Origin of the sequence: Adhaeribacter pallidiroseus (genome assembly GCF_003340495.1) — a bacterium.
Lineage (GTDB): Bacteria > Bacteroidota > Bacteroidia > Cytophagales > Hymenobacteraceae > Adhaeribacter > Adhaeribacter pallidiroseus.
On record NZ_QASA01000001.1, the window covers coordinates 4,568,752 to 4,590,601 of the forward strand.

10 protein-coding genes are annotated in these 21,850 nt (G+C 42.6%); 2 read left to right on the top strand and 8 right to left on the bottom strand.

Going from position 1 to position 21,850, the window contains the following annotated elements; all coding sequences use genetic code 11:
• Positions 1-314: 314 nt before the first annotated feature.
• On the top strand, positions 315-1,874 hold the full coding sequence (locus tag AHMF7616_RS18245) for a glycerol-3-phosphate dehydrogenase/oxidase (RefSeq protein WP_115374188.1): 1,560 nt from the start codon (positions 315-317) through the stop codon (positions 1,872-1,874).
• A gap of 226 nt (positions 1,875-2,100) precedes the next feature.
• On the opposite strand, the gene AHMF7616_RS18250 is transcribed toward AHMF7616_RS18245, so the two are convergent.
• The 3 genes from AHMF7616_RS18250 to AHMF7616_RS18260 form a co-directional block, all read right to left on the bottom strand.
• The gene (locus tag AHMF7616_RS18250) at positions 2,101-3,669 is read right to left on the bottom strand and encodes a T9SS type A sorting domain-containing protein (RefSeq protein ID WP_147275723.1); all 1,569 of its coding nucleotides are present in this window, start codon (positions 3,667-3,669) and stop codon (positions 2,101-2,103) included.
• Positions 3,597-4,979 carry a hypothetical protein gene (locus tag AHMF7616_RS18255; protein WP_147275724.1) on the bottom strand — a complete coding sequence of 461 codons (1,383 nt, stop codon included), beginning with the start codon at positions 4,977-4,979 and terminating at the stop codon, positions 3,597-3,599. Before AHMF7616_RS18255 ends, AHMF7616_RS18250 begins: the two co-directional genes overlap by 73 nt.
• Positions 4,980-5,499: 520 nt before the next feature.
• Positions 5,500-6,768, bottom strand: coding sequence for a dicarboxylate/amino acid:cation symporter (locus AHMF7616_RS18260; protein WP_115374191.1), 1,269 nt, complete (start codon positions 6,766-6,768; stop codon positions 5,500-5,502).
• 614 nt (positions 6,769-7,382) lie between these two features.
• Between AHMF7616_RS18260 and AHMF7616_RS18265 the strand changes: the two genes are divergently transcribed.
• Entirely contained in the window at positions 7,383-8,171 is a 789-nt protein-coding gene (locus tag AHMF7616_RS18265) for an IS5 family transposase (protein WP_115373737.1), read from the top strand.
• Positions 8,172-8,228: 57 nt separating this feature from the next.
• On the opposite strand, the gene AHMF7616_RS18270 is transcribed toward AHMF7616_RS18265, so the two are convergent.
• The 5 genes from AHMF7616_RS18270 to AHMF7616_RS18290 form a co-directional block, all read right to left on the bottom strand.
• Complete coding sequence (locus AHMF7616_RS18270) at positions 8,229-9,587, bottom strand: vanadium-dependent haloperoxidase (RefSeq protein ID WP_115374192.1); 1,359 nt, start codon at positions 9,585-9,587, stop codon at positions 8,229-8,231.
• Positions 9,588-9,769: 182 nt separating this feature from the next.
• Entirely contained in the window at positions 9,770-13,219 is a 3,450-nt protein-coding gene (locus AHMF7616_RS18275) for a VCBS repeat-containing protein (RefSeq protein ID WP_115374193.1), read from the bottom strand.
• Complete coding sequence (locus AHMF7616_RS18280; protein WP_115375679.1) at positions 13,188-16,520, bottom strand: VCBS repeat-containing protein; 3,333 nt, start codon at positions 16,518-16,520, stop codon at positions 13,188-13,190. The genes AHMF7616_RS18275 and AHMF7616_RS18280 overlap by 32 nt, the downstream gene beginning before the upstream one ends.
• A gap of 175 nt (positions 16,521-16,695) precedes the next feature.
• Positions 16,696-18,180: a RagB/SusD family nutrient uptake outer membrane protein gene (locus tag AHMF7616_RS18285; protein ID WP_115374194.1), complete on the bottom strand. Its 1,485-nt coding sequence runs from the start codon at positions 18,178-18,180 to the stop codon at positions 16,696-16,698.
• Positions 18,181-18,259: 79 nt separating this feature from the next.
• Complete coding sequence (locus AHMF7616_RS18290) at positions 18,260-21,343, bottom strand: SusC/RagA family TonB-linked outer membrane protein (RefSeq protein WP_115374195.1); 3,084 nt, start codon at positions 21,341-21,343, stop codon at positions 18,260-18,262.
• Positions 21,344-21,850: the final 507 nt, after the last annotated feature.

Below are 21,850 nucleotides of genomic sequence, written 5' to 3' on the forward strand. Positions count from 1 at the left end.
AGTAGGTTTAGGCTATTAAAATACCCGGTTGAATAAGCCGCACGAAAGAATTTTCGCTTTTTATAACTCCCTGCTCGCAGCATGTAATAAATTTAAAAATTTACTTCCCGATCTTTCTTTTTATCTTCAACAGCTTAATTATTATTAGTTAAAGGCTTTTAAATTTTAAATTATCCGCTTATCTGCGGCATTCAGAATAACTGCTTTTTCTTTTTGATCCTTATTCTTAAATATGTAAACTGTTTCGGAATTCAGTTTCTGTTTGCCCCGGTGAATTCTAAATAACTTGTGGCAAAAGCGGGACAAGAAAAAAAATGGATAGAAATTCTGTTTTACAAATCATCAAAAGCAACATTACTTGGGATTTAGTGATTATTGGCGGCGGAGCTACCGGTATTGGGGCTGTTCTGGAAGCTGCTTCGCGCGGTTACAAAGCATTGTTACTGGAACAATCAGACTTTACCAAGTCGACTTCCAGCAAAAGCACGAAGCTGTTACACGGCGGCGTACGTTACCTGGCCCAAGGCGACATTAAGCTGGTGCGCGAAGCCAGTATAGAACGGGGATTATTGTACCGGAATGCCCCGCATTTAGTAAAAAACCAAGCTTTTATTATTCCGAGTTATAGCTGGTGGGGCAAGCCTTGGTATACCGTAGGTTTAAAATTATACGATGTATTAGCCGGTAAGCTTAGTTTGGGAGCATCGGTAGCTATTTCTAGAAATAAAACCATTGCCAACCTACCTACCGTAAAAACGGAAAACCTGCGGGGCGGAGTGCTTTACCACGATGGCCAGTTTGATGATTCGCGCTTAGCTATAAATGTATTGCAAACGGCTTTTGAGCAAGGCGGCTTTGCCATTAATTATATGGCGGTAACTAATTTAACAAAAGATGCTACTGGCAAGATAAATAGTTTACAAGCCTATGATTCCGAAAATAAGCAGTCGTATACCATTAAAAGCAAATTGGTATTAAATGCTACCGGCGTTTTTACCGATCATATTTTAAAAATGGACAATCCGGGTAATGCCCCTACTATCCGGCCCAGTCAGGGAGTGCACGTAGTGCTGGATAAAGCTTTTTTACCGGGCAATTACGCCTTAATGGTGCCTAAAACGGAAGATGGCCGCGTTTTATTTCTGGTACCCTGGTACGGAAAAGTTATTGTGGGCACCACCGATACGCCTATCCAAGAAGCATCGTTGGAGCCGCAAGCCTTGGAAAGCGAAATTGAGTTTATTTTAAAAACGGCTGGTGAATACTTAACCCGGGCACCGCAACGATCGGATGTGCTAAGTGTATTTGCCGGCTTGCGGCCCTTAGCCGCGGTAAACAAAAATTCGCAACGCACCAAAGAAGTGTCGCGCAGCCATAAAATTATGGTGGCTCCGTCGGGGTTAGTTTCTATTTTGGGTGGCAAATGGACTACTTTCCGTAGAATGGCCGAAGAAGCAATTGATCAGGTAGAAATTACGGCTAACTGGCCGCACCGAGCATCCATAACCAGCCGCCTAAAAATACATGCGGCTAGTGAACCCAACGGGCAAAGCAATTTAAGTAATTACGGTACAGATGCAGCGCTTATTCAAAAATTAATAACCGAGCAACCCGAATTAGGAGCAGCTTTAAGTGCTTCCTTAGGAATTGTAAAAGCCCAGGTTATCTGGGCCGTCAGAAATGAAATGACGCGTTCCGTAGAAGATTTTCTGGCCCGGCGGGTTAGAGCCTTATTGTTAGATGCCCGCGAAAGTATCCGGATGGCTCCGGAAACCGCTCGCCTGATGGCTCAGGAACTTAACTTGCCGGAAGCCTGGCAACAGCAGCAAGTTCAGGAGTTTACGAGTTTAGCGGAAAATTATTTGTTAAAGTAAGTAGTTGGTCGTTTTTAGTTGTTCGTTGTTAGATCGTTAATAAATTAATAATCAAGTACTTAAACTCAGGTTTTTATCAACTTAATTTTGTCCTGTTACTTAACTGCTTTGCGCAACGGCAGCAACTTTCATTTTTTTAAATTTTTTCATTTTTCTGAGTCCTCTTTTAAATAAAAAAGTTGGTTTAGCTACTTGAAGCCTATATCTAACTTTAACAAACTATGGCTTACCGGATTAACAGTAATTTTTGCTGTAGGCGTTTAGCCGGAGTTCGCAGTTGTACGCTATACATTCCAGCAGCTTTACTATCGGCTTGCCATTCCAGTTGGTAAGTTTGATGAGCTTGAGCCTTACCCTGAAACAAAGTAGCTACTTCCCGGCCTTGGCTATCATACACTTGCACGGTACTGGTTTGCGTTTCGGGTAAAGTAAAACGAATGGTAAGTTTATCATGGAATGGATTCGGATAAACATGTAAGTTTACTAGCTCTGCTGGTGTCTCTGACGCTTCTGTTTTGATTGTTTCTCTAGCTGCGGCCATAGGCTTTGTTTCTGCAGGTACTTTCACGAGCCAGTAATCCATTCCACCCTGGTTAGGTTGGGTTCGATCACCACTTACTCCAGAGTCGGACTTACCTCCTAAGAGTAAACCACCATCAGGAGTTTGCGTTACCGCCCGGAGTTCTTCGGCACCATTGCCACCATAGTGTTTATCCCACTGGTACATGCCGTTTTGGTCTGTTTTTACAATCCAAAAATCACTACTTCCCCGGCTTTCTTGCGTTTTGTTACCACTTTTGCCCGAGAATGATTTACCAGCGAGAATGTAGCCTCCGTCCTGTGTCTGAATGCTAGCCCGGAGTTCGTCGTCTTGACTGCCACCAAAGCGTTTGTCCCAAACCTTTCCTCCCGAACTATTTAATTTTAAAAACCAAAAGTCTAGGCCACCTTGTGTACCTGTTGTTTTATCGCCGTCAGCCGGAGAATCGCTTTGCCCCGCGATAAAGAATTCGTTGCCATGCCGCCCTAGAGAATAAGCTTCGTCTTGGCCACTGCCGCCATAGGTTTTATCCCAAAGTTTCTGGCCATTCTTATCTACTCGTATTAACCAGAAATCACTGCGGCCCCGACTTACCTGGCTTTTATCGCCGCTCTTACCCGATACGGAGCTACCCCCCAGCAAAAACCCGCCATCTGTTGTTTCTACCATGCCCGTTAAAGTTTCGTTTAAGTTGCCGCCGTAGCGTTTATCCCATATTTTAGTACCCGCACTGTTAATTTTTACTAACCAAAAGTCGTTGCCGCCCTGGCTGTGCTGGCTTTTATCGCCACCCGCCGGGGAGTTGCTGTAACCGGCTAAGATAAAATCACCGGTGGCAAGCTGGATTACTTTTTTGAGTTCATCGTACCCCGAACCGCCGTAGCGTTTGTCCCATTGCTTTTCGCCGGTGTTAGTTATTTTTACAATCCAGTAATCGCGATCGCCGCGGCTTGCTTGCGTTTTATCGCCGCCAATGTCCGAGCGGGAAGAACCCGCTAAAAGATACCCGCCATCGTTGGTGGCTATTATCCGGTTCAAATAATCATCGTGGGTGCCACCATAGCGGTAGTCCCAGAGTTTTATACCGTTTTTATTACTCTTTATTACCCAGTAATCGTTCTTGCCTTGGCTAGTTTGGCTCTTGTCGCCACTTATATCCGAACTGGAATAACCACCGGCTATCAAACCTCCATCAACCGTTTTAATAACCGTGGTAAAACCTTCGTTACCGCCCCCCCGTAACGCAGATCCCACTCCGCAGTAAGCGGCTTATTTTCTTTTACTTTTACCAACCAAAAATCATTGGTGCCTTGCCGGTCTACGGTTTTATCACCGCTTATTTCCGAAAGAGAGAAACCGGCTAGTAGGTAGCCTCCATCAGCGGCCACAAACAAAGCTGTCAGATTCTCAACACCGTCTCCCCCAAGGGTTTTATCCCAAACTCGAATGCCGCGGCTATTTACCTTAATAATCCAATAATCTTCTAAGCCTCTACTGTTTTCACTCTTATCGCCCCACTCCGATCCATTATCGGAAGAATTACCGCCGATCAGGTAACCACCATCCGGGGTGTTCAGTAAAGTTGTTAATTCTTCATCAAAGCCAAAAACAAAGCCGTAGGAATTTGTCCAGACGATTTCTCCGGTACTACTAATCTTTCTAACGGCGTAATAAGACCCAAATTCGGACTGGCCGTAATCAAAATATTCGGTTCCGCCTAGTAATAAGCCTTTGTCCGGGGTCAGGATCATGGTGGTAAAAGCCGGTGCATAGCTGCCAGTATTATAGGCTTTATCCCAGAGTTTACGCCCATCTTTATCTATTTTAAGAATCCATTGATCCCAGCCAGACCAGGTAGGATATTCTTCGGTGTTCTGGCTGTCGGCTGTGTTATCGTTTCCGGCAAAAGAGTTGGTAGAACCGCCTAATAAATAACCACCATCCGGATCAGCTACTATTTTTTTAAAATAAGAATTACCGGTAGTTATGGTATCGGCCACTGGTTCGCCATCCGGATTATAAGTATAGCTAAGAGCTTCCCGGATCACTCCCCCATAAGCATTATCCCAAAGTTTCTGACCGTTCTGATCAATTTTTATGATCCAGTAATCGGAATAACCTTTTAATGGCTGCGTTTTATCACCGCTTTTACCGGAGTAAGAAGTACCGCCTAGTACAAAACTGCCATCTTTATTTGCCACCACGGAGGCAAGCGTTTCGGTACTATCGCCACCAAAATTTTTCTCCCAAACTTTCGTCCAGTTTTTATCAATTTTCATGACCCAGTAGTTATTGTTCCGGTTACCACCTATCAGGTAGCCATTGTCAGGGGTGGCAAGTAGAGTTTCCATAGAACCACTACTACTCACCGACTTTTGCCATACGGGTTTACCATTTTTATCGATTTTATTAAACCGGATGGCGGAAACGTCAGGGCTTGCTACTAAATACCCGCCGTCGGGTGTGGCAATAATGGGCTGTGGCCCCGCGTACTTGGCTTCTAGGCTATTCTGCCATTCAATGGATTGCGCGGCTGTTTTATAGCAAATACTTATTAGCGCCAAAAATAGCAAGCAAATTTTTTTTTTATAAAATAAGGCGAAAATGTTATTCAGGGGGAAGGCTACCTGAAGTGAGGTTGGTACCATATAAAACTATTTAGAAGTAAAAAAGGGCGATGATGCAGGTGGCTTTACAGTGAGCCGTCTTTTAAAAAGAAGAGAATGGGTAAAACCCGACGCGGGTGACAGTGGCAAATGATTCGTAATAAACCCCGTTAGATTTAATTACGAATGCCTCTACCCTCAAAAGAGACCGTATTCAGTAAACGTATTTCTGTAAAATTTTAAATTACGTAAACGTTGGAGGTAATTTTATAAACTGATAATCAGCAAATTGAAAGATAAATAATTAACCTATTTGAAACAATACCTAACTTAGGTATTTTATCGCTTCTACTGGTTTATTTTTTAAAATTTATAAACTGATCTACCGCTACAAAGCGCTACTAAAATACACGTTAAAAAAATTAGTTTAACCGTTAAAGTTATTCGCGTAACCCAATCTGATTGCTTTGATTGCTATTTAAACGAGCACCTCCTCTTCGGTTATTATTCCGGAAAATGCTAGTTGCTGCTTGGCGGCATTAAATTCGTTTTCGCTTTTGGCAATAACAATAGTAGCCACTCCGTTGCCGATAATGTTGGTAATGGCACGGGCTTCAGACATAAACCGATCTACGCCGAGCAGCAAAGCCAGCCCTTCGACGGGAATAATTTTGGTGGCGGTAATAGTAGAGGCCAGCACAATAAAACCACTCCCGGTAATGCCAGCGGCCCCTTTGGAAGTAAGCATCAGAATGGCAATAATAGTGGCCTCCTGGGCGAAAGTAAGGTTAATGTTAAAAACCTGGGCCAGAAAAATAACGGCAATGCTCAAATAAATACTGGTGCCATCGAGGTTAAAAGAATAGCCTGTAGGTACTACTAAACCCACTACCGGTTTGGAACAGCCCATTCGTTCCAATTTGCGCATGAGTTGCGGTAGTGCCGACTCGGAGGAAGAGGTGCCCAGTACCAGCAGCAGTTCTTCTTTAATAAATTTTAAATATTGCCATAAACTTACTTTGAAATAAGCCATAATAAGATTTAAAACCACAAAAATGAACAAGAACATGGTAACGTAAACGGTAAGCATCAGTTTGCCCAAAGGCAGCAAGGTAGCTACGCCGTATTTACCAATGGTAAAAGCCATGCCTCCGAACGCCCCGAGGGGAGCCAGTTTCATGATAATGGCCAGAATTCGAAAGAAAATAGCCGCTAGTTTTTCAAAAACTGCAATAATAGCAGGCCCCGCTTCGCCCACTTTGGTTAAGGCCACCCCAAACAACACCGAAAAAAAGAGTACTTGCAGAATATCGCCTTTGGCAAAAGCATCGACCACGCTAGACGGAATAATATGCATGAAATATTCTACCCAGTTAATTTCAGCAGCTTGTTTGGTGTAGGTGCTGATATCGCCTTTTGCCAGAGCCGCCAGGTTAATACTAGCTCCCGGTTGCAAGAAATTAGCCGCCACTACCCCAATAATTAAAGCGAACGTAGTTACCACTTCAAAATACAGCAGCGCTTTACCACCTACCCGGCCCACTTTTTTTAAATTTCCCATGTTGCCAATACCCAAAACAATGGTTAAAAAGATAATGGGCGCAATAACCATTTTAATTAGATTAATGAACAGCTCGCTGATGGGCCGGAGTTGGGCCGCCGTTTCCGGGAAAAATATGCCGGTAAGAATTCCTAAACCAATGGCAAGTAAAACCTGAAACGTGAGATTCCGGAAAAGCTGCGGCATAATAGATGTACGGTTTTCGCTTGGAAGATAAGCAGAATTACGGGAAACTTACCGAAAGATTCTGACCAGAATACCAAAGAAATTACTACGGGCTAAATGTTTCCTGTAAGTGGTAGCTTGCATATAGTGGAAAGGCAGTTTACGACCATCTTCCGTTGGTCTTTGGAGCCTTTTCAAGTCTCCAGGTATTGGTGCTATCTAACTCGTCAGCTTCAAGTTTGCCGGCACCAATGGGCCTCGTTAACCCCTCCCCCTCCGGGACTTCCCCTAAAAACAGGGGATGCGGGTATTCTTATTTCCTCCTTTCCTCGTTCCGTTGCAGAATGTGGCTCAGCGCCACACCAGAACCTGAGAAGGCTCTTCATAGCCAAACTGATGTTAGTTACTCTTAGCTACCTGATTCTAGCTAGATGACTAAAAAATAAGTTAACGCTAGATAATCTTTTCGTTAGATAAAAGAGAATTTTCAGGAATTAATAAGGCAGTCTTAGCTACCCAAAAGCGCAGGCTTCATTTAGAATATGTTTAAAAATTAGGGAAGGGGAATTTAACAGAATTATAAAATCAAAAAAGGCAGTAGTCGAGTAACAAAGGGTGTCTAAATCCGAGTTACGATGCCGAAGAAGAAACTAAAGTTTACCCGTCAGCACTTCTGTGCGTTGACTACTGCCCAAAGGCAAGTTATAAAAGAAATTATTGACAATGGCCGGAAACGTAAACATAATTTGTTGGAGGTAGTGCAAGCCATTCTACGGATTACCCGTACTGGCCTGCAATGGCGGAACTTGGAAGGAGCTTATCCGCCCTGGCCAGTAGTGTATTACTACTTTCGCAAGTGGCAAGCCGATGGTACTTGGGCCCAAGTGTTAACCGCCTTGGTGAGAAAGGAGCGCCAAAGGCAAAAACGAGAGGAGCAAGCCTCGGCCGTGGCCGTGGATAGTCAGAGCGTGAAGAAAGCCAGTTTTATTTCCCTGGAAACAGGGATAGATGGCGGTAAAAACGTGAATGGGCGCAAACGGCATCTAGCCGTGGACACGTTGGGCTTACCGCTGGCCCTACATGTTTCTTCGGCCCAAGAGCACGATGGGCAAGCAGGGGTGGAACTGCTCTGGCAGCTGGAGCAAGCTTCTAATCGGCTCACCTTGATTCGAGCTGACCAAGCTTATAGCGGCTACTTTAAAGACTGTGCCCAGCTTTATGAGTGGTCAGTAGAGATCACGCAAAAGCCGGAAAGTCAAAGGGGATTTGTGCCCCAGAAAGGCAGATGGCAGGTAGAAAGAAGTTTCGCTTGGTTAAACTTCTTTCGCCGTTTGAGCAAGGATTATGAGAAAACTACCGCTTCTTCCCTCTGCTTTCTGCAGCTGGCTTTTATTGATATGCTTTTGGCAAGAGTACCTAACTAAATTTTTAAACATACTCTTAGATAACAATCAAATCTTAAAATTTCAAATTACTTTCTCTTATTTTACCTGCGCTACTTGAGCCGGCTTTTTAGCAGATTTCCGGGTTTTAATTTTGCTTATTACAAAGTCACCTACCTGCTGGCCTTCGGTTTGTCCATTGGTAATAGCTGGCATGTAATGGATGCCGCCGTATAAACGGCTAATAGCCGCTTCTTCCGCAGCTTGGTTAAAAGAAGTAAACTGACGGGGCGCTAAGCCAAAAGCTACTTCCGTAGAATCGCTATAAGCAAATTTATCGCCGTACAAAGAAGTAAGAGTAACGGCCGCCGCGGTAGAAATAACACTATGTCCGCTGGGATACTCCGGGAAAGGCGGCGTTTGTAGCAAAGGCGCCCAATCTTTATCGATGTGGTTATTAATTACCGTTTCGGGCCGGATGCGGGCACTCCGGTATTTTTCATCCCAGCAGGAAATAAAACCATCCGCCAGCGCAATAGAAACCAAGGCATACGTTTCTACGGATTTCATAAAATCGGCTTTTGCTTTTTTAGAAGCAACCGCCGCAATGTTTATCCAATGCCCCCCCGGACTGATTTTTTTGGTAGCGTACATTACGTGCCCGGTATTGTGCATCACAAATGGGTTGCAATCCCAAAAAGAAGCAATAACTTTTTGTTCGGTGGTTAAAGCATTGCCGGTTTCGTACACCTGCATTACTTCTTTGTAAAAATCACTTTCTTTTCTTACATCAAATGTACTGGGTACCGCGGGTTTAAACTGGCTGCATGAATCCAAGACAAACGGCCGGATCTTAAACCAAAACGGTTCGATGGCATCCATGTAGGCCGGTGGGGTAGGTTGCCATTTACCGGGGTTATTTACCACAGTGTAGCGGCGACCACGGGTCTCGCGGTATCCATCCTGATCAGCCCATTCCATAATTTTTTTACCAATCGAATCGCCGAAAGCCATCGACCGGTTGTATACTTCTTCGTCCAGGCCGGCATCTTTGTACTTTTGGTATACCTGCGGTTCAAATTCATCTACCAGGTCGCCGGAGAAAGTAAGTGTACGACCTACGGTTAAAAAAGCGCGTAAACTCGCTAAGGGGTAACAATATGCCTGACCTGGATCAGGTTTTGGCAAATTTTTTAAATTTTTCAACTGCCCGGCTAACGATTGGTAGTTGGGATAACCGGGTACTAAGGCTTCGTAAGCCGCAATATTGGCGTAAGCGTACACCCTACTGGCTACCGGTGGCGAAAAAACATCGTGCACCATTACATCCGTCAGTTTGCGGACGGAGGTATGCATGACATCCGGATTAGCCAGCGTAGCTGCATCCGTTTTCTTCTGACAGCCCCCAACAGCCAGTAAAAGAATAAAAACAAAAAGAGAAGTAAACGTACTCTTCATAACAAATGCAACGCAGTATTACAGAAAATAAATTCAATCCGTAAAACCACCTTGGTGTATTTTATTTAAAGATAGAAATTAAAAAGCAAAGACTAAAAAAGGCAAATATTTAAAAAAACCTTACTTACCTCCTTAACAACATCTCTTCGGAAAACATTTTATGCTTAGCATTATCCATGCGATTATCTGATAAAAGTTTTCTTATTAGCCAAAGCGGTGGCCCTAGATTTTTTAGGCCGAAACACCTGTAAGGATGCATTATTGCGGGCCACCAGGTAAACCAAACCTGAGACAGTTTGCAGCGGTTTAATATCCCGGACTTCCCCTTCTAGCAGGAAACCACTGGCAGTGGGTAGCAGAGGTTTAAAGGCGCCTTTGCCGTTACCTTGCAATACTAAACCGTAGCTGGCATCATAACGGCCCTGGTACATGCTTACGCCGTAGAAATTCCCCCCCAGTACAACATCCAAATTACCATCCTGATTCACATCGGCGGTATGAAAAGCAAATATGCGCGATACTTGGGCTTCGGTTGGGAGCACTTTTACCTTAAATTGCTTTTTACCGTTATTTTCTAAATACACCGATTCAAAGCGGTTTACTTCCAACACTTTCGCATCTTTTAGCTCGTCTTTGCTAAAAATTTCTTCGATGGTTTTACCCGGAAATTCTTTGTAGTTGGTAAATTTTTTATTGATGAGGGGCAACTGCTTGCCTAGCTCGTCTTTAGTGGCTACGGGGTACCACTTATCACCTAAACTGTAAGCCAAAATATGATCGAGGGTTTGGTTACCGTCAATATCTTTCACGTACAATTTTAATTTAGAATCTGGTTGCTTCCGCAATTTGGTATTGGTACCCAGGTTGCCCACTACAAAATCCAGATCACCGTCTTTGTCAAAATCTGCCGCTTGCATGGATTGCCATAAACCTTCGGATTGCGCTAAACCATTGGGTTCCTCTACTTCTACTAACTGGTTTTTTTGATTTTCAAATATCCGGATGGGCATCCAATCACCTACTACCAGTAAATCTAAATCGCCATCCCGGTCATAGTCAGCCCAGGAAGCATCAGTAACCATACCGGCCTTCTGGAGAGTTGGCGCTAGTTTGGCAGTCTGGTCGGAGTATTTCCCCTGACCGTTGTTGATGAGTAAGTACGAATGAGGTGCATTGCCGTATTGATATCCTACCACCCGACCACCAACAAAAAGATCTAAATCCCCGTCACGGTCGTAATCGGCTACTTTTACGCAGCTTTTGTTATCGTACATGGGCGGCAGGTTGCTGCTTTTGGTAAAGGTACCCTGCCCATTGTTCAGGTATAAGCGGTCGAATTGTTCGGGCATTTTACCGTAGAACTCGTTTCCCCCACTTACCACGTATAAATCCAGGTCACCGTCTTTGTCGGCGTCAAACAAGGCGGCATCCACGTCTTCGTAAGTAGAATCAGCTTGGAAAAGAGCTTGATTAGAGGGCTGGAATTTCCCATTTTTCTGTTGCACAAATAATTTGCCGGCCTGCCACTTAGCGCCCCCTACGTAAAAATCATCTAACCCATCGTTATTTACATCACCAACGGCCAGTTTGGGGCCTTCAGTTGAAACCTGGAACGGCATCAAGCTCTCGCGGTAAAAATCGAGGTAATTGTTTTCCTGATGTTTAAAATCGACATGAACAGTTTTAGATACTTCTTCAAAAAGCGGCGGCGCTGGCGGGAATAAAGCGGCGTAATACGGTTTAGCCTCTTCCTGGGCATCGGCTTGTTTTAAGAGCAACGTAGTATTAGCGGCAACCTTGGTTTTAACCTGAACTTTCTGGTCTGGCCAGATTACGATTAAAGTATCGGCCTGAACTGCTTTACCTAAGCCAAAATTTAAAATTGGTTCTACCGACGAGAGAAATCCCCGAGTAGGCATCAATTGTTGATATTGCAACTGGTCTTTCTGTTTCACAAACACCTTGGCTCCTACTCCGTAGGTGTTCAACTGCTCTCCTTGCAGTTTAATTTTTAAAAAATGGTGCTTGGTTAGTTTATTGTTTTGATTTTGATAGATGCTGGCTGGCGCGTTTATGTTATTGGTAATTAAGTCTAAATCACCGTCGTTATCTAAATCGGCGTAAGCAGCACCGTTGGAAATGGTTGGTTCAGCAAATCCCCAAGCAGTAGATTCATCCTGAAAACGCAAGCTACTGGTACCCCGGTACAGGTAATTATGCACCTTGCCTTCCGGCATCATACTAATCGCTTTCTGGTCGAGGTGGTTCGATGTTTCCATAGCGTACCGCAGGGAATCATCGGAAGCGAATTTAATATAATCCAGGTTATTCGGGCGACGTACAATACCATTGGTAATAAAAATATCTTTGCGGCCATCGTTGTCGTAATCGGCCAGTAAAGTACTCCAGCTCCAATCAGTAGCCGCCACCCCAGCCATCAGGCCAATATCCGAAAATTTCTGTCCACCAACATTTAACTGCAAACAGTTACGGCTGTACTGGTTATGGTAACCATATTGAAGTTTATATTGATAAATATCGTAAGAATCTTCTCCTAACGATGATTTTTCAATTTTCTCGTCTTCCGGGTACATATCCAGCGTCATCATATCCGGGTAACCATCATTATTAATGTCGGCGGCATCGCAGCCCATCGAGAACCGGCTTAAATGCTGAAAGTGATTTTTAACGCTCTCGGTAAAAGTACCATTCCCGTTGTTCAGGTAATAATAATCATCTTCGTGAAAATCATTGGATACGTAGATATCATCCCAGCCATCGTGGTTAAAATCAGCTACCACTATGCCCAAACCATAACCCATAGCAGCGCCGTAAATGCCCGCTCGCTCACTTACATTTTTAAACTTAACGACCGTTCCTTTATCAGCTGTTTTCTTAGATGTAATTAACTGATTTTCGAAAAGGTAATCGCCGGCTTCGTTATTACGAAGGTGGCGCGTAGAAACCCGGTCGTAGCTGCGGGAGGTGTGCACCGCGTGGTTAAGCAAATAAACATCTAAATCACCGTCTTTATCATAATCAAAAAAAGTTGCTTGAGTAGCAAACCCGGTAAAATCCAAACCATAATCAGCGGCTTTTTCGGTAAAAGTTACGCTACCATCCGGTTCAGGGCCATTGTTTATGTACAATTCATTAGAACCTTCCAAACCTTTGTAATTACCCACGGCGCACACGTAAATATCCAACCAGCCATCACCGTTTACATCGGCCATGGTAACACCGGTTTTCCAATCGGCGAATCCCTGAACACCGGCCTTTTCAGAAATATTTTGAAATTGGAAGCTGCCTTTATTTAAATAAAGTTGGTTTTTACCTTGATTCGCAACGAAGAATAAATCCGTACGGCCATCGTTATTAACATCTCCGGCAGCAACTCCAGCCCCATTATAAAAATACAGGTAATCCAGAATATTCAGTTCCTCGGTATTTTTTAAGGTATTGGTAAAAGTAATTTTGGTTTTTTTAGAATCTATTACCTGAAAAAGAGGCTTTTCGGCTACACTATTTTTTTTAGTGTTAGTACAAGCGACTAAAAGGCAAAATAAACTTATACCAAGGTGGTAAAAACCAATCTTACAGCTATTGGTAACGGTATACTTGTAATTTGTCATTATTTTTTGCTAGTATAAGAAATGTCTGACCGTTGGCGCCTTTAATTATTTCGGAACGGCGTACTTGGCCTTTCACTAACAAGCCCGATTGGCCAGAGGGAATGGCTGCAAAAGCTCCTTGTCCTTTGCCTTGTAACAGTAAACCATAGTTAGCATCGTAGCGACCAATTTCGGGTAACACATCGTAAAAGTTTCCGGTCAGTAAAATATCCAGAATTCCATCTTGGTTGTAATCCAGGGTTTCTATACCGAAAACCGGAGAAAACTGGGCTTCTATGGGCAAGGCCCTCATCGAAAATTTAAAATTTCCTTCGTTAATTAAAAAACAAGTGCTCGCATTAGTAGCTTTTTTAATTACTGCTTCCTGTAAATCTTCTTTTGAGAAAATATCGGTTACTTTCTTATTGGCGTAATTAGCGTATTTAATAAATTTTTTTTTAATGCCGGGCACTTGCTTTTGTAAATCGTGTTTGAGTACCATGGGATAGCTTTTGCCATCTTCGGTATAACACGAAATAATTTGCTCGATGGTACCATTTTTATCGAAATCACCGACATACAATTCCGCTGGTTCCCGGTCAGTAGCTTTTATACGACTGTTTATTCCTTGATTACCCAGAATAAAATCAATATCTCCGTCTCCATCTATATCAGCGGGTTTTATAGTATTCCACCAACCGCTTAAGTTAGCATTATTACTTAAAGCTATGGGTGTAAAAGTACGTCCCTGGTTGTTTTTAAAAAGCGTAATTGCCATCCAATCACCGGTTACGATTAGTTCGGGATACTTATCGCCATTTAAGTCCGTCCAGGTGGCATCGGTAATCATACCAAGTTCGCTTTTAGGCAAATACCGTTTTGTGTAATTTTTAAAATTACCGGAACCATCATTGATATATAAATAACTCGGTGGATCATAACCGTATTTACCCGAAATCATGCGGCTGCCAATAAACAAATCCAGGTCGCCGTCTAAATCATAATCCGCCGGAGCTACGCAGGAACCATTTTCGGCAATATTGGGCAAACGCTGATCTTTGGTAAAATTACCTTTTCCGTCGTTCAGGTAAAACCGGTCCAGGAGTTCGGGCGCATTTACTTCAAATTCATTACTGCCAGTAACTACATACAAATCTAAATCCCCATCGTTATCCGCATCAAACAAAGCGGCGTCTACGTCTTCAAATACACTGTCTGCTTTAAAAGCCAGCGGCGATTTATCTACAAAGGTGCCGTTTTTTTGCTGCATGAACAGTTTCTTAGCCATTCCGGCAGCACCTCCCAGAAATACATCTTCCAGGCCATCGTTGTTTACATCGCCGGCAGCCAGAGCCGGGCCCTGCGTAGATAACATTTGCTTGAGCAAACCATCGCGGTTATAATCTACAAAATTGCTTTCTACATGCCGGTAGTTGAGTTTTACCTGACCGGTAACCTCCGTAAAAGTTTGGGAGATAGATTCCTTTTTAAATTTAAACGTTTGATTGGCCTGCTGATAATCTAGTTTTAAGTCTTGATTTGGTTTTACCTGGTGCAAAACCTGCATTTTATCATCGGGCCAAATAACCCTTACCGAATCAATTTGCGAAGTTTTACCTAATCCAAAAACTAAGGTAAAGTCTACCGAAGATTCAAAGCCGCGGTTAGGTATCTGTTGTTGAAATAGTTGTTTATCGGGTTGATGTACATACACTTTAGCTCCTACAGCATTCGGATTTTTACCATAACCTTTTAAGGTAAACCGCAAGAAGTGATTTTTTAATTTTTCGGTCGATTTGTTGCGGTAAACCGAAACCGGCATGTTTACATTGTTTACCACTAAATCTAAATCCCCATCGTTATCTAAATCGCCGTAAGCCGAGCCGTTCGAAAAATTAGGATTACCTAACCCCCAGTCAAAGGCTTTATTTTTAAATTGCAGATTGCCGTAGTTTTTAAAAGCATAATTGGGAATAGGTTTGGAAGGAATTTTATCTAAAAATTCTTTAAAATCAAACTTTTTGCCAGCCGCCATCTGGCGCATATTGTTTTCGTCCGCCAGAAAGTTAACAAAGTCCTGATCGGTAAGGTTTTTAGCAATACCATTGGCCACAAAAATATCTTTCAGGCCATCATTATCCATATCAAACAGCAATGCGCCCCAACTCCAGTCTGTAGCGTGCACCCCGGAAAGCCGGGCTATTTCGCTAAAGGTGCCGTTGCCATTATTTAAATGCAGCATGTTTTGCATGTATTGGTAATGAAAATCGCGGGCTAGTTTTAGCTGAAACAAATCGTAACTCTCGAATACCGAAGTAGTTTTTAAGCGTTGGTCATCGCCGGGCAGCATATCGGTTACAAAAATATCCAGGTTACCATCGTTATTAATGTCGGCAATATCGGCTCCCATCGAAGAGAGACTCTGGTGCTGCATATAATTTTTGGAATCCTCAATGAATGAGCCGTTTTTATTGTTGATGTATAGATAATCGTGTTCGTAAAAGTCGTTCGAAATATAAATATCTAACCAGTTATCGTTGTTTACATCGCCAATGGTAATACCCAAACCAAAGCCAATAATACTCCCGTAAATACCGGCTTTTTCGCTGATATCGGTAAATTTAGTACCATCGTTCCGGAAAAACTTATGGCCTCCCAGCGAATCGCGTTGATCCCGCAGGTTGCTGTATTGTAACCGACCAACCGGAATAAAGCTATTGTTCAGGAGAAACATATCTAAATCGTTATCCCGGTCGTAATCAAAAAAGGCAGCGTGCGTCGAGAAACCTTTATCGTTCAATCCATATTCGGCCGCTTTCTCCATGTAAGTAGGGATGCCATTTTTATCTAGGCCTTGACAAATGTACAGCTCATTGGCCCGATCATCGTTAGGCCGGTTGCCGGCATTACACACGTAAATATCCATCAGACCATCACCGTTTACATCGGCAAAAGTGACGCCCGTGCTCCAGGCCCGCTTACCGGCCACGCCCGCCGTTACGGTAATATCTTCGAAGGTAAACTTTCCTTTATTTAAATACAGCTTATTTTCCTGCATGTTCGATATCAGAAAAACATCGGCTAAGCCATCTTGGTTAACATCGCCAACAGCTACACCACCACCGTTATAAAAATTACGGTAATTAAAAATATTAAATTCTTTGTCGTCGATTACCTGATTGGTAAAATGGATATTGGTTTGGACAGGAGTTAAAGTTTCAAAAAGCGGATCTGATGGCGTACCCTTTTCCGATACTGAAGTGGAGTTTTTATTCCGGCAACCCCAAATAAACAAGAGTGCTAGAAAGAGATATTTTTGCATATAAAAGAATAAACGGCACTTAAAATCTACGAGTACTTGGTAAATTTTATCAGCTAACAATTTATTCGGCGTGTTTATTATAAATTTTAAATTTTTAAATAATACCTGCCGAACCAAGCATTAAAAAAACAGGCCCAAAAACGGGCCTGTTTTTTCACGATGAGCTGTACTAATTTTAATAACCAGGGTTTTGCTTCAGATTCGGATTTAAAGATAACTGGCTTTGCGGAATAGGGAACAAGATTCGCGTTTCCGGAGAAGCATCTTTAAACTTACGGGCAGAAGTGAACTTTCCAAAGCGGATAAGATCTTGCCGGCGATGACACTCCCAAGCCAGTTCGCGGCCCCGTTCTGCTAAGATCATGTCTTCGGTAAGGGTAGTAAAAGGATCCACGCCCCGCAGGGTTCTAATCGTATTAAAATCTTCTAGAGCTAAGGCAGTGTTCCCATTGCGGAAATGAGCTTCGCCGCGCATCAAAATTACATCGCCCAGCCGGAAGATAACAAAGTCATTATCTTGATCCGCACTAGAATTGTTACGCTGAATTTCGTACTTCTGGCTTCTGGCCCCCGCTGACCGGGCTACGATTCCCGCAGGCATTTCAAACTGCGGTATTTCGGGAGTAAATGTCAGATGTACCCCATCGTCCAGCAGCGGAGAACCATCCGCTTTAAACTGTGGCCCTACGATCCACATTTTTTTGCGTACATCTTTTTCCTCGAAGGAATTATAAAACTCGGCTAAAGTAGCAAAACCATTCCACGGAGCCTGGTTCAGATTGTAAGTAAGCTGGTTGGCATAGTGCAGGGTTTTCATTTCGATATTCATCCCACCCTTTTTGCTATTATCAAACGGGGTAGCCAGAATAATTTCCGGAGAGGTTTCGTTGGTGACGCTAAAAGTAGAGAGGAAGTTAGCCGGTAATGAAAACTTGCCCGAACTAATAATTAAATCGCATTGCTCAATTGCCTTCGCCCATTGCGGCGTACCCGTATAAACCTGCGCGTTTAAATACATTTTGGCTAAAATCATGTGTGCCACGTACTTATTCATCCGGCCATATTGGGCACCACCTACTGTCTCAGGTAAGTCGGGTAAATTAGCTAGCAGTTCTTTCTCTACGTAAGCGTACACTTCAGGCCTACTTTTTTGGGCTGGACTTTCGCCACCGAGTTGTTCGGCAATAATTACGTTACCAAAGTTATCCATGGCAATGTAATGATAGAAAGCCCTCAAGGTTTTTAATTGAGCCACGATCGTTTTATCAGTCGTTATAGCTGGATTAGCGAGTTGCTGATTAATACTGGTAACGTTATTGTAAACAAAAGTCCAAAGGCCATTAAATCGCCCATCATCGGTGGAGGGGCTCCAAGTATGCTGGTACAAGCGTTTCCAGGCATCACCATCTTTCCAGTCGCCGCCACGGGTAGGTACAATTTGTTCGTCGGTGGTAGTGTTCAGATCATGGTAATTACCAAAGTAACCAGCTAAACCACCGTAAAGCGGCCCCACCAAGGTTTCTAATTGTTCCGGATTTTTGCCATATAGCTCCTGTGGAATTTGGTCGCTCACTTCTTCGTCCAGATTCGTGCACGATTGAACTATAGATAACCCAATAGCAGAACCTATTAGTAAAAGATATCTATTATATGTATTCATTTTCTTAATCTTTATTAGTTTTAATTACATTAATCAGTTTTAGATCAGATGCATCTAATACAAAACAATGGATTCATCACTAGAATGTTACATTAACCCCTAGTTGATAAGATCTGGTTTTCGGATAAATACTTCGGTTATCCAGACCTACAGAGTTAAGCTGTTGGCTGCGGCCATTATCCCGTAAATCGCCTTTTACTTCTAGTTCTGGATCTACACCTTTGTATTTCGTTATAACAAACAAGTTATTACCGCCTGCATAAATACGGGCATTTTTAAATATTTTGCTATCCCCTATCGGCACGTTATAACCAATTTGCCAGTTATCTAAGCGTACAAAAGAGGCGTTTTCTAAAAATAAATCTGATAATTGGTTAGTGCTGTAATTAGCGGGGAACCCGGTAACATCGGTAAGCTGGTTGCTTTCCAAAACACTGCCCGGAATAGTTACATTAGAATAGGTATTATTTAAAATTTTGTTACCAAACACTCCCCGTAACTGAAAGTTTAAATCAAAATTGCCATATTGGAAAGTATTGATAAAAGCGGCCGTGAAACGAGGCTGAGCGGTACCGCTATATTTTAATTTAGCCTTGCCGTACTCGGTAACGGGTTCAGTACTGCCACCATTTTTTTCCGGATCGCCTTCTAATAACACTTCCCCTTTATCAGAGAATCCCACAAAATGAGGGATATAGAATTCACCCAAAGGACGACCTGCTTCTAATTGGGAAGCAAATACATTGGATAAACCCCGGCCACCGAAATCGTTATAACGCACAATACCCACATCAAACTGATCGTTTTTCAGGCTCTCAATTCTGTTTTTATAAGCCGAACCCACTAAACGGGTATTCCAGGTAAATTTACCACTCCGGATAATATCGGTATTTAAAGAAACCTCAATACCTTTATTGCTCATTTCGCCTACGTTAGCGGTAATTGTATTTACGAAGTATGTAACGCCATCTGCTGACACATTATAATTATATAACATATCTTTGGTACGCTTGTCGTAAATATCAATAGTACCGGTTACGCGGTCAAATAGAGTAAAGTCGAGACCAACGTTAGCTTGCTGAATAACTTCCCATTTCAGGTCAGGATTCCTGTTTTGGGTAGCGCCATAACCTGGCAAGAAGTCTCCGACTTTACCATCGTAGTAAGTACCCTGAGGACCATAAAGTAATAAGGATTGATAAGGCGCAATACCTTCGGAGTTACCAGTTTGCCCCCAGCCGGCGCGTAATTTTAAATTTGTAACAGCGGTAGTACCTTGTAAAAAGCTTTCGTTAGATATGTTCCAGCCAGCGGCAAAGGAAGGAAATAATGCTCGCTTATTGTTAGCTCCAAATTTAGAACTACCATCTTGGCGCAGAGTAGCGGTAATATTATAGCGATTAAGCAGGTTAAAGGTAGTACGGCCAAAGAAAGAAACTAAAGTTGTACGATTGCGGTACGAACCGGTATATCCGGAGCTAGGATTAATTAAAGTACCTCTGCCTTGCGATAAGTTGTTATAACCAAAAATATCGTACAAACCCTGTACAAAATCATTATTTCCAGCACCAAATCCATCGTTTACGTTATCCTGGTACGAATAGCCACCTAATATGTTAAAGTTACTGGTTTCGCCAAAGCCTTTGGTGTACGAAGCCGTTAACTCCAGTAACTTATTATTCGTTTGGTAAAGAGCCCGGGAAGCCCCCCCCTGACCGTATAAACCGGGAATATCGCCGTTGTACGCCTGACTATTAACGGCATTTTCGTTACGCAATGCTCCATTTACTCCTAATACTAAACCGTTTAGTACTTCGTATCTAACGTTTAAGCCCCCGATTAACACTCTTTTCAGTTCATCGTTCAGGTAATTGTTCTGCATTGCCACCGGGTTTAGTAAATCGAAACTTCCCGGAATAGCGTAGTAGGAGCCATCTGGATTGCGTATCGGCAGGGTTGGTAAATACAGAATGGCCCGGTTCAAAATATCATCACTCTTGTTTTCCTGATCGGTTTGGGTGTAAGATAAGCTATATTGCACATTTAACCGGCCATCCAGCGCTTTCTGATCCAGGTTAACCCGGCCGGTCATCCGGTCGAAGCCGGTTTTCTTAATAATACCTTCCCGCTTGATATAGTCTAAGGAGCCCCGATATGAAAAATTTTCGCCACCGCCGGTAATAGCTAAGTTGTGGTTATTAGTATAAGCTACGCGGGTAATTTCTTTAAACCAGTCGGTGCTGTAGCCATTACCACTTGCATCTTTGGGAAATTTTAAATTATCACTCAGCGAAGCTTCGCCTTTTACCCGGGTTACTTCGGCCCGGAACTGATCGCCATCTAATAAGTCTAAACGGTTGGAGATATGTTCAATCCCTACGTAGTTGTTAAAGGTTACCGAAGTAGTACCGGCTTTTCCACGTTTAGTAGTAATAATAATAACGCCGTTTGCCGCCCGCGAACCATAAATAGCCGTAGCCGAAGCATCTTTGAGCACGTCCATGGTTTCAATATCGTTCGGCGATATACTGTTAATGGGCACCCCAATAATTCCATCTACCACGTATAAAGGATCACTGCCGCCCGCTAGTGAAGTATACCCCCGTAAACGAATAGTAGGTGAGCCGTTTGGGTCGCCGGAAGGCTGCGTAATAACCAAACCCGCTACTTTACCTTGAATCGCCTGTAAAGGATTAGGATTAATACCCGAGTTAAAATCCTTAGCCGAAACCTGGGTAACAGCACCCGTTACATCCGCTTTTTTTTGCGTGCCATAACCTACTACCACTACTTCTTGAAGGGCTTTGGTATCTTCCGAAAGCGCAATATTAATGGTTCCCGGGCCGGTAAAAGGTTTTTCCTGAGAAGTATAACCAATGAAAGAAACAACCAGGGTACCTGATGCTTCTGGTACAGACAAGCTAAAAGTTCCATCAGCTCCAGTTGTTGCGCCTACAGAAGCCGAACCTTTTAAAACCACCGTAGCTCCGGGTACTGCTCCGCCGGCTGCATCGGTAACCTTGCCCGTAATTTGCCAATCAATGGTTTTCGTGTAAGAATAAGTTGGCTTTAGCAGTGGATTAGAATAGCTCGGGCTACCTAGTGCGGCCAACAGTAATAGCAGGCAACTATTCCGTTGCCAACGATGGGTAACTGTTTTCATAGACACAAGTTTGTTTTTGTTAAGAGGAGTAAAAAATTATTATAAATATAGTAAGATTGCTTTGTAGAAAACATTAATTTGCTTTAAAAATTTAATAATATATAATTTTATTAAATCTCATTGTGTTTTTTTTAAAAATTATAATAAAATATAAATTTTAATATATAATTTTTAAAAAAATAATTACAAATTTTATTCTAAACTCCCGTAATACACAAGCAAGGTTATATTCGGGAACGTTTTCGTAGTCCTATAAGTACCGGTTTTTGTTAAATATATACTAAATAGGCAAAATCAGTTATTGTACTTTATACATTTTATAGACCTTGCTTTAAAATTTAAAAAACCTTGTTCGATAAATAGCAACTACGACATTGTTAATAACTTAATGAGGAACTAATTAAATTATTTTTATTTATATTTATTGATCTTGCCTAGTGTGTATATCCAGGATCATAGCCCTATAATCAAGAACCAGCCATGGTGCTTAACAGATGCTTTTTGTTC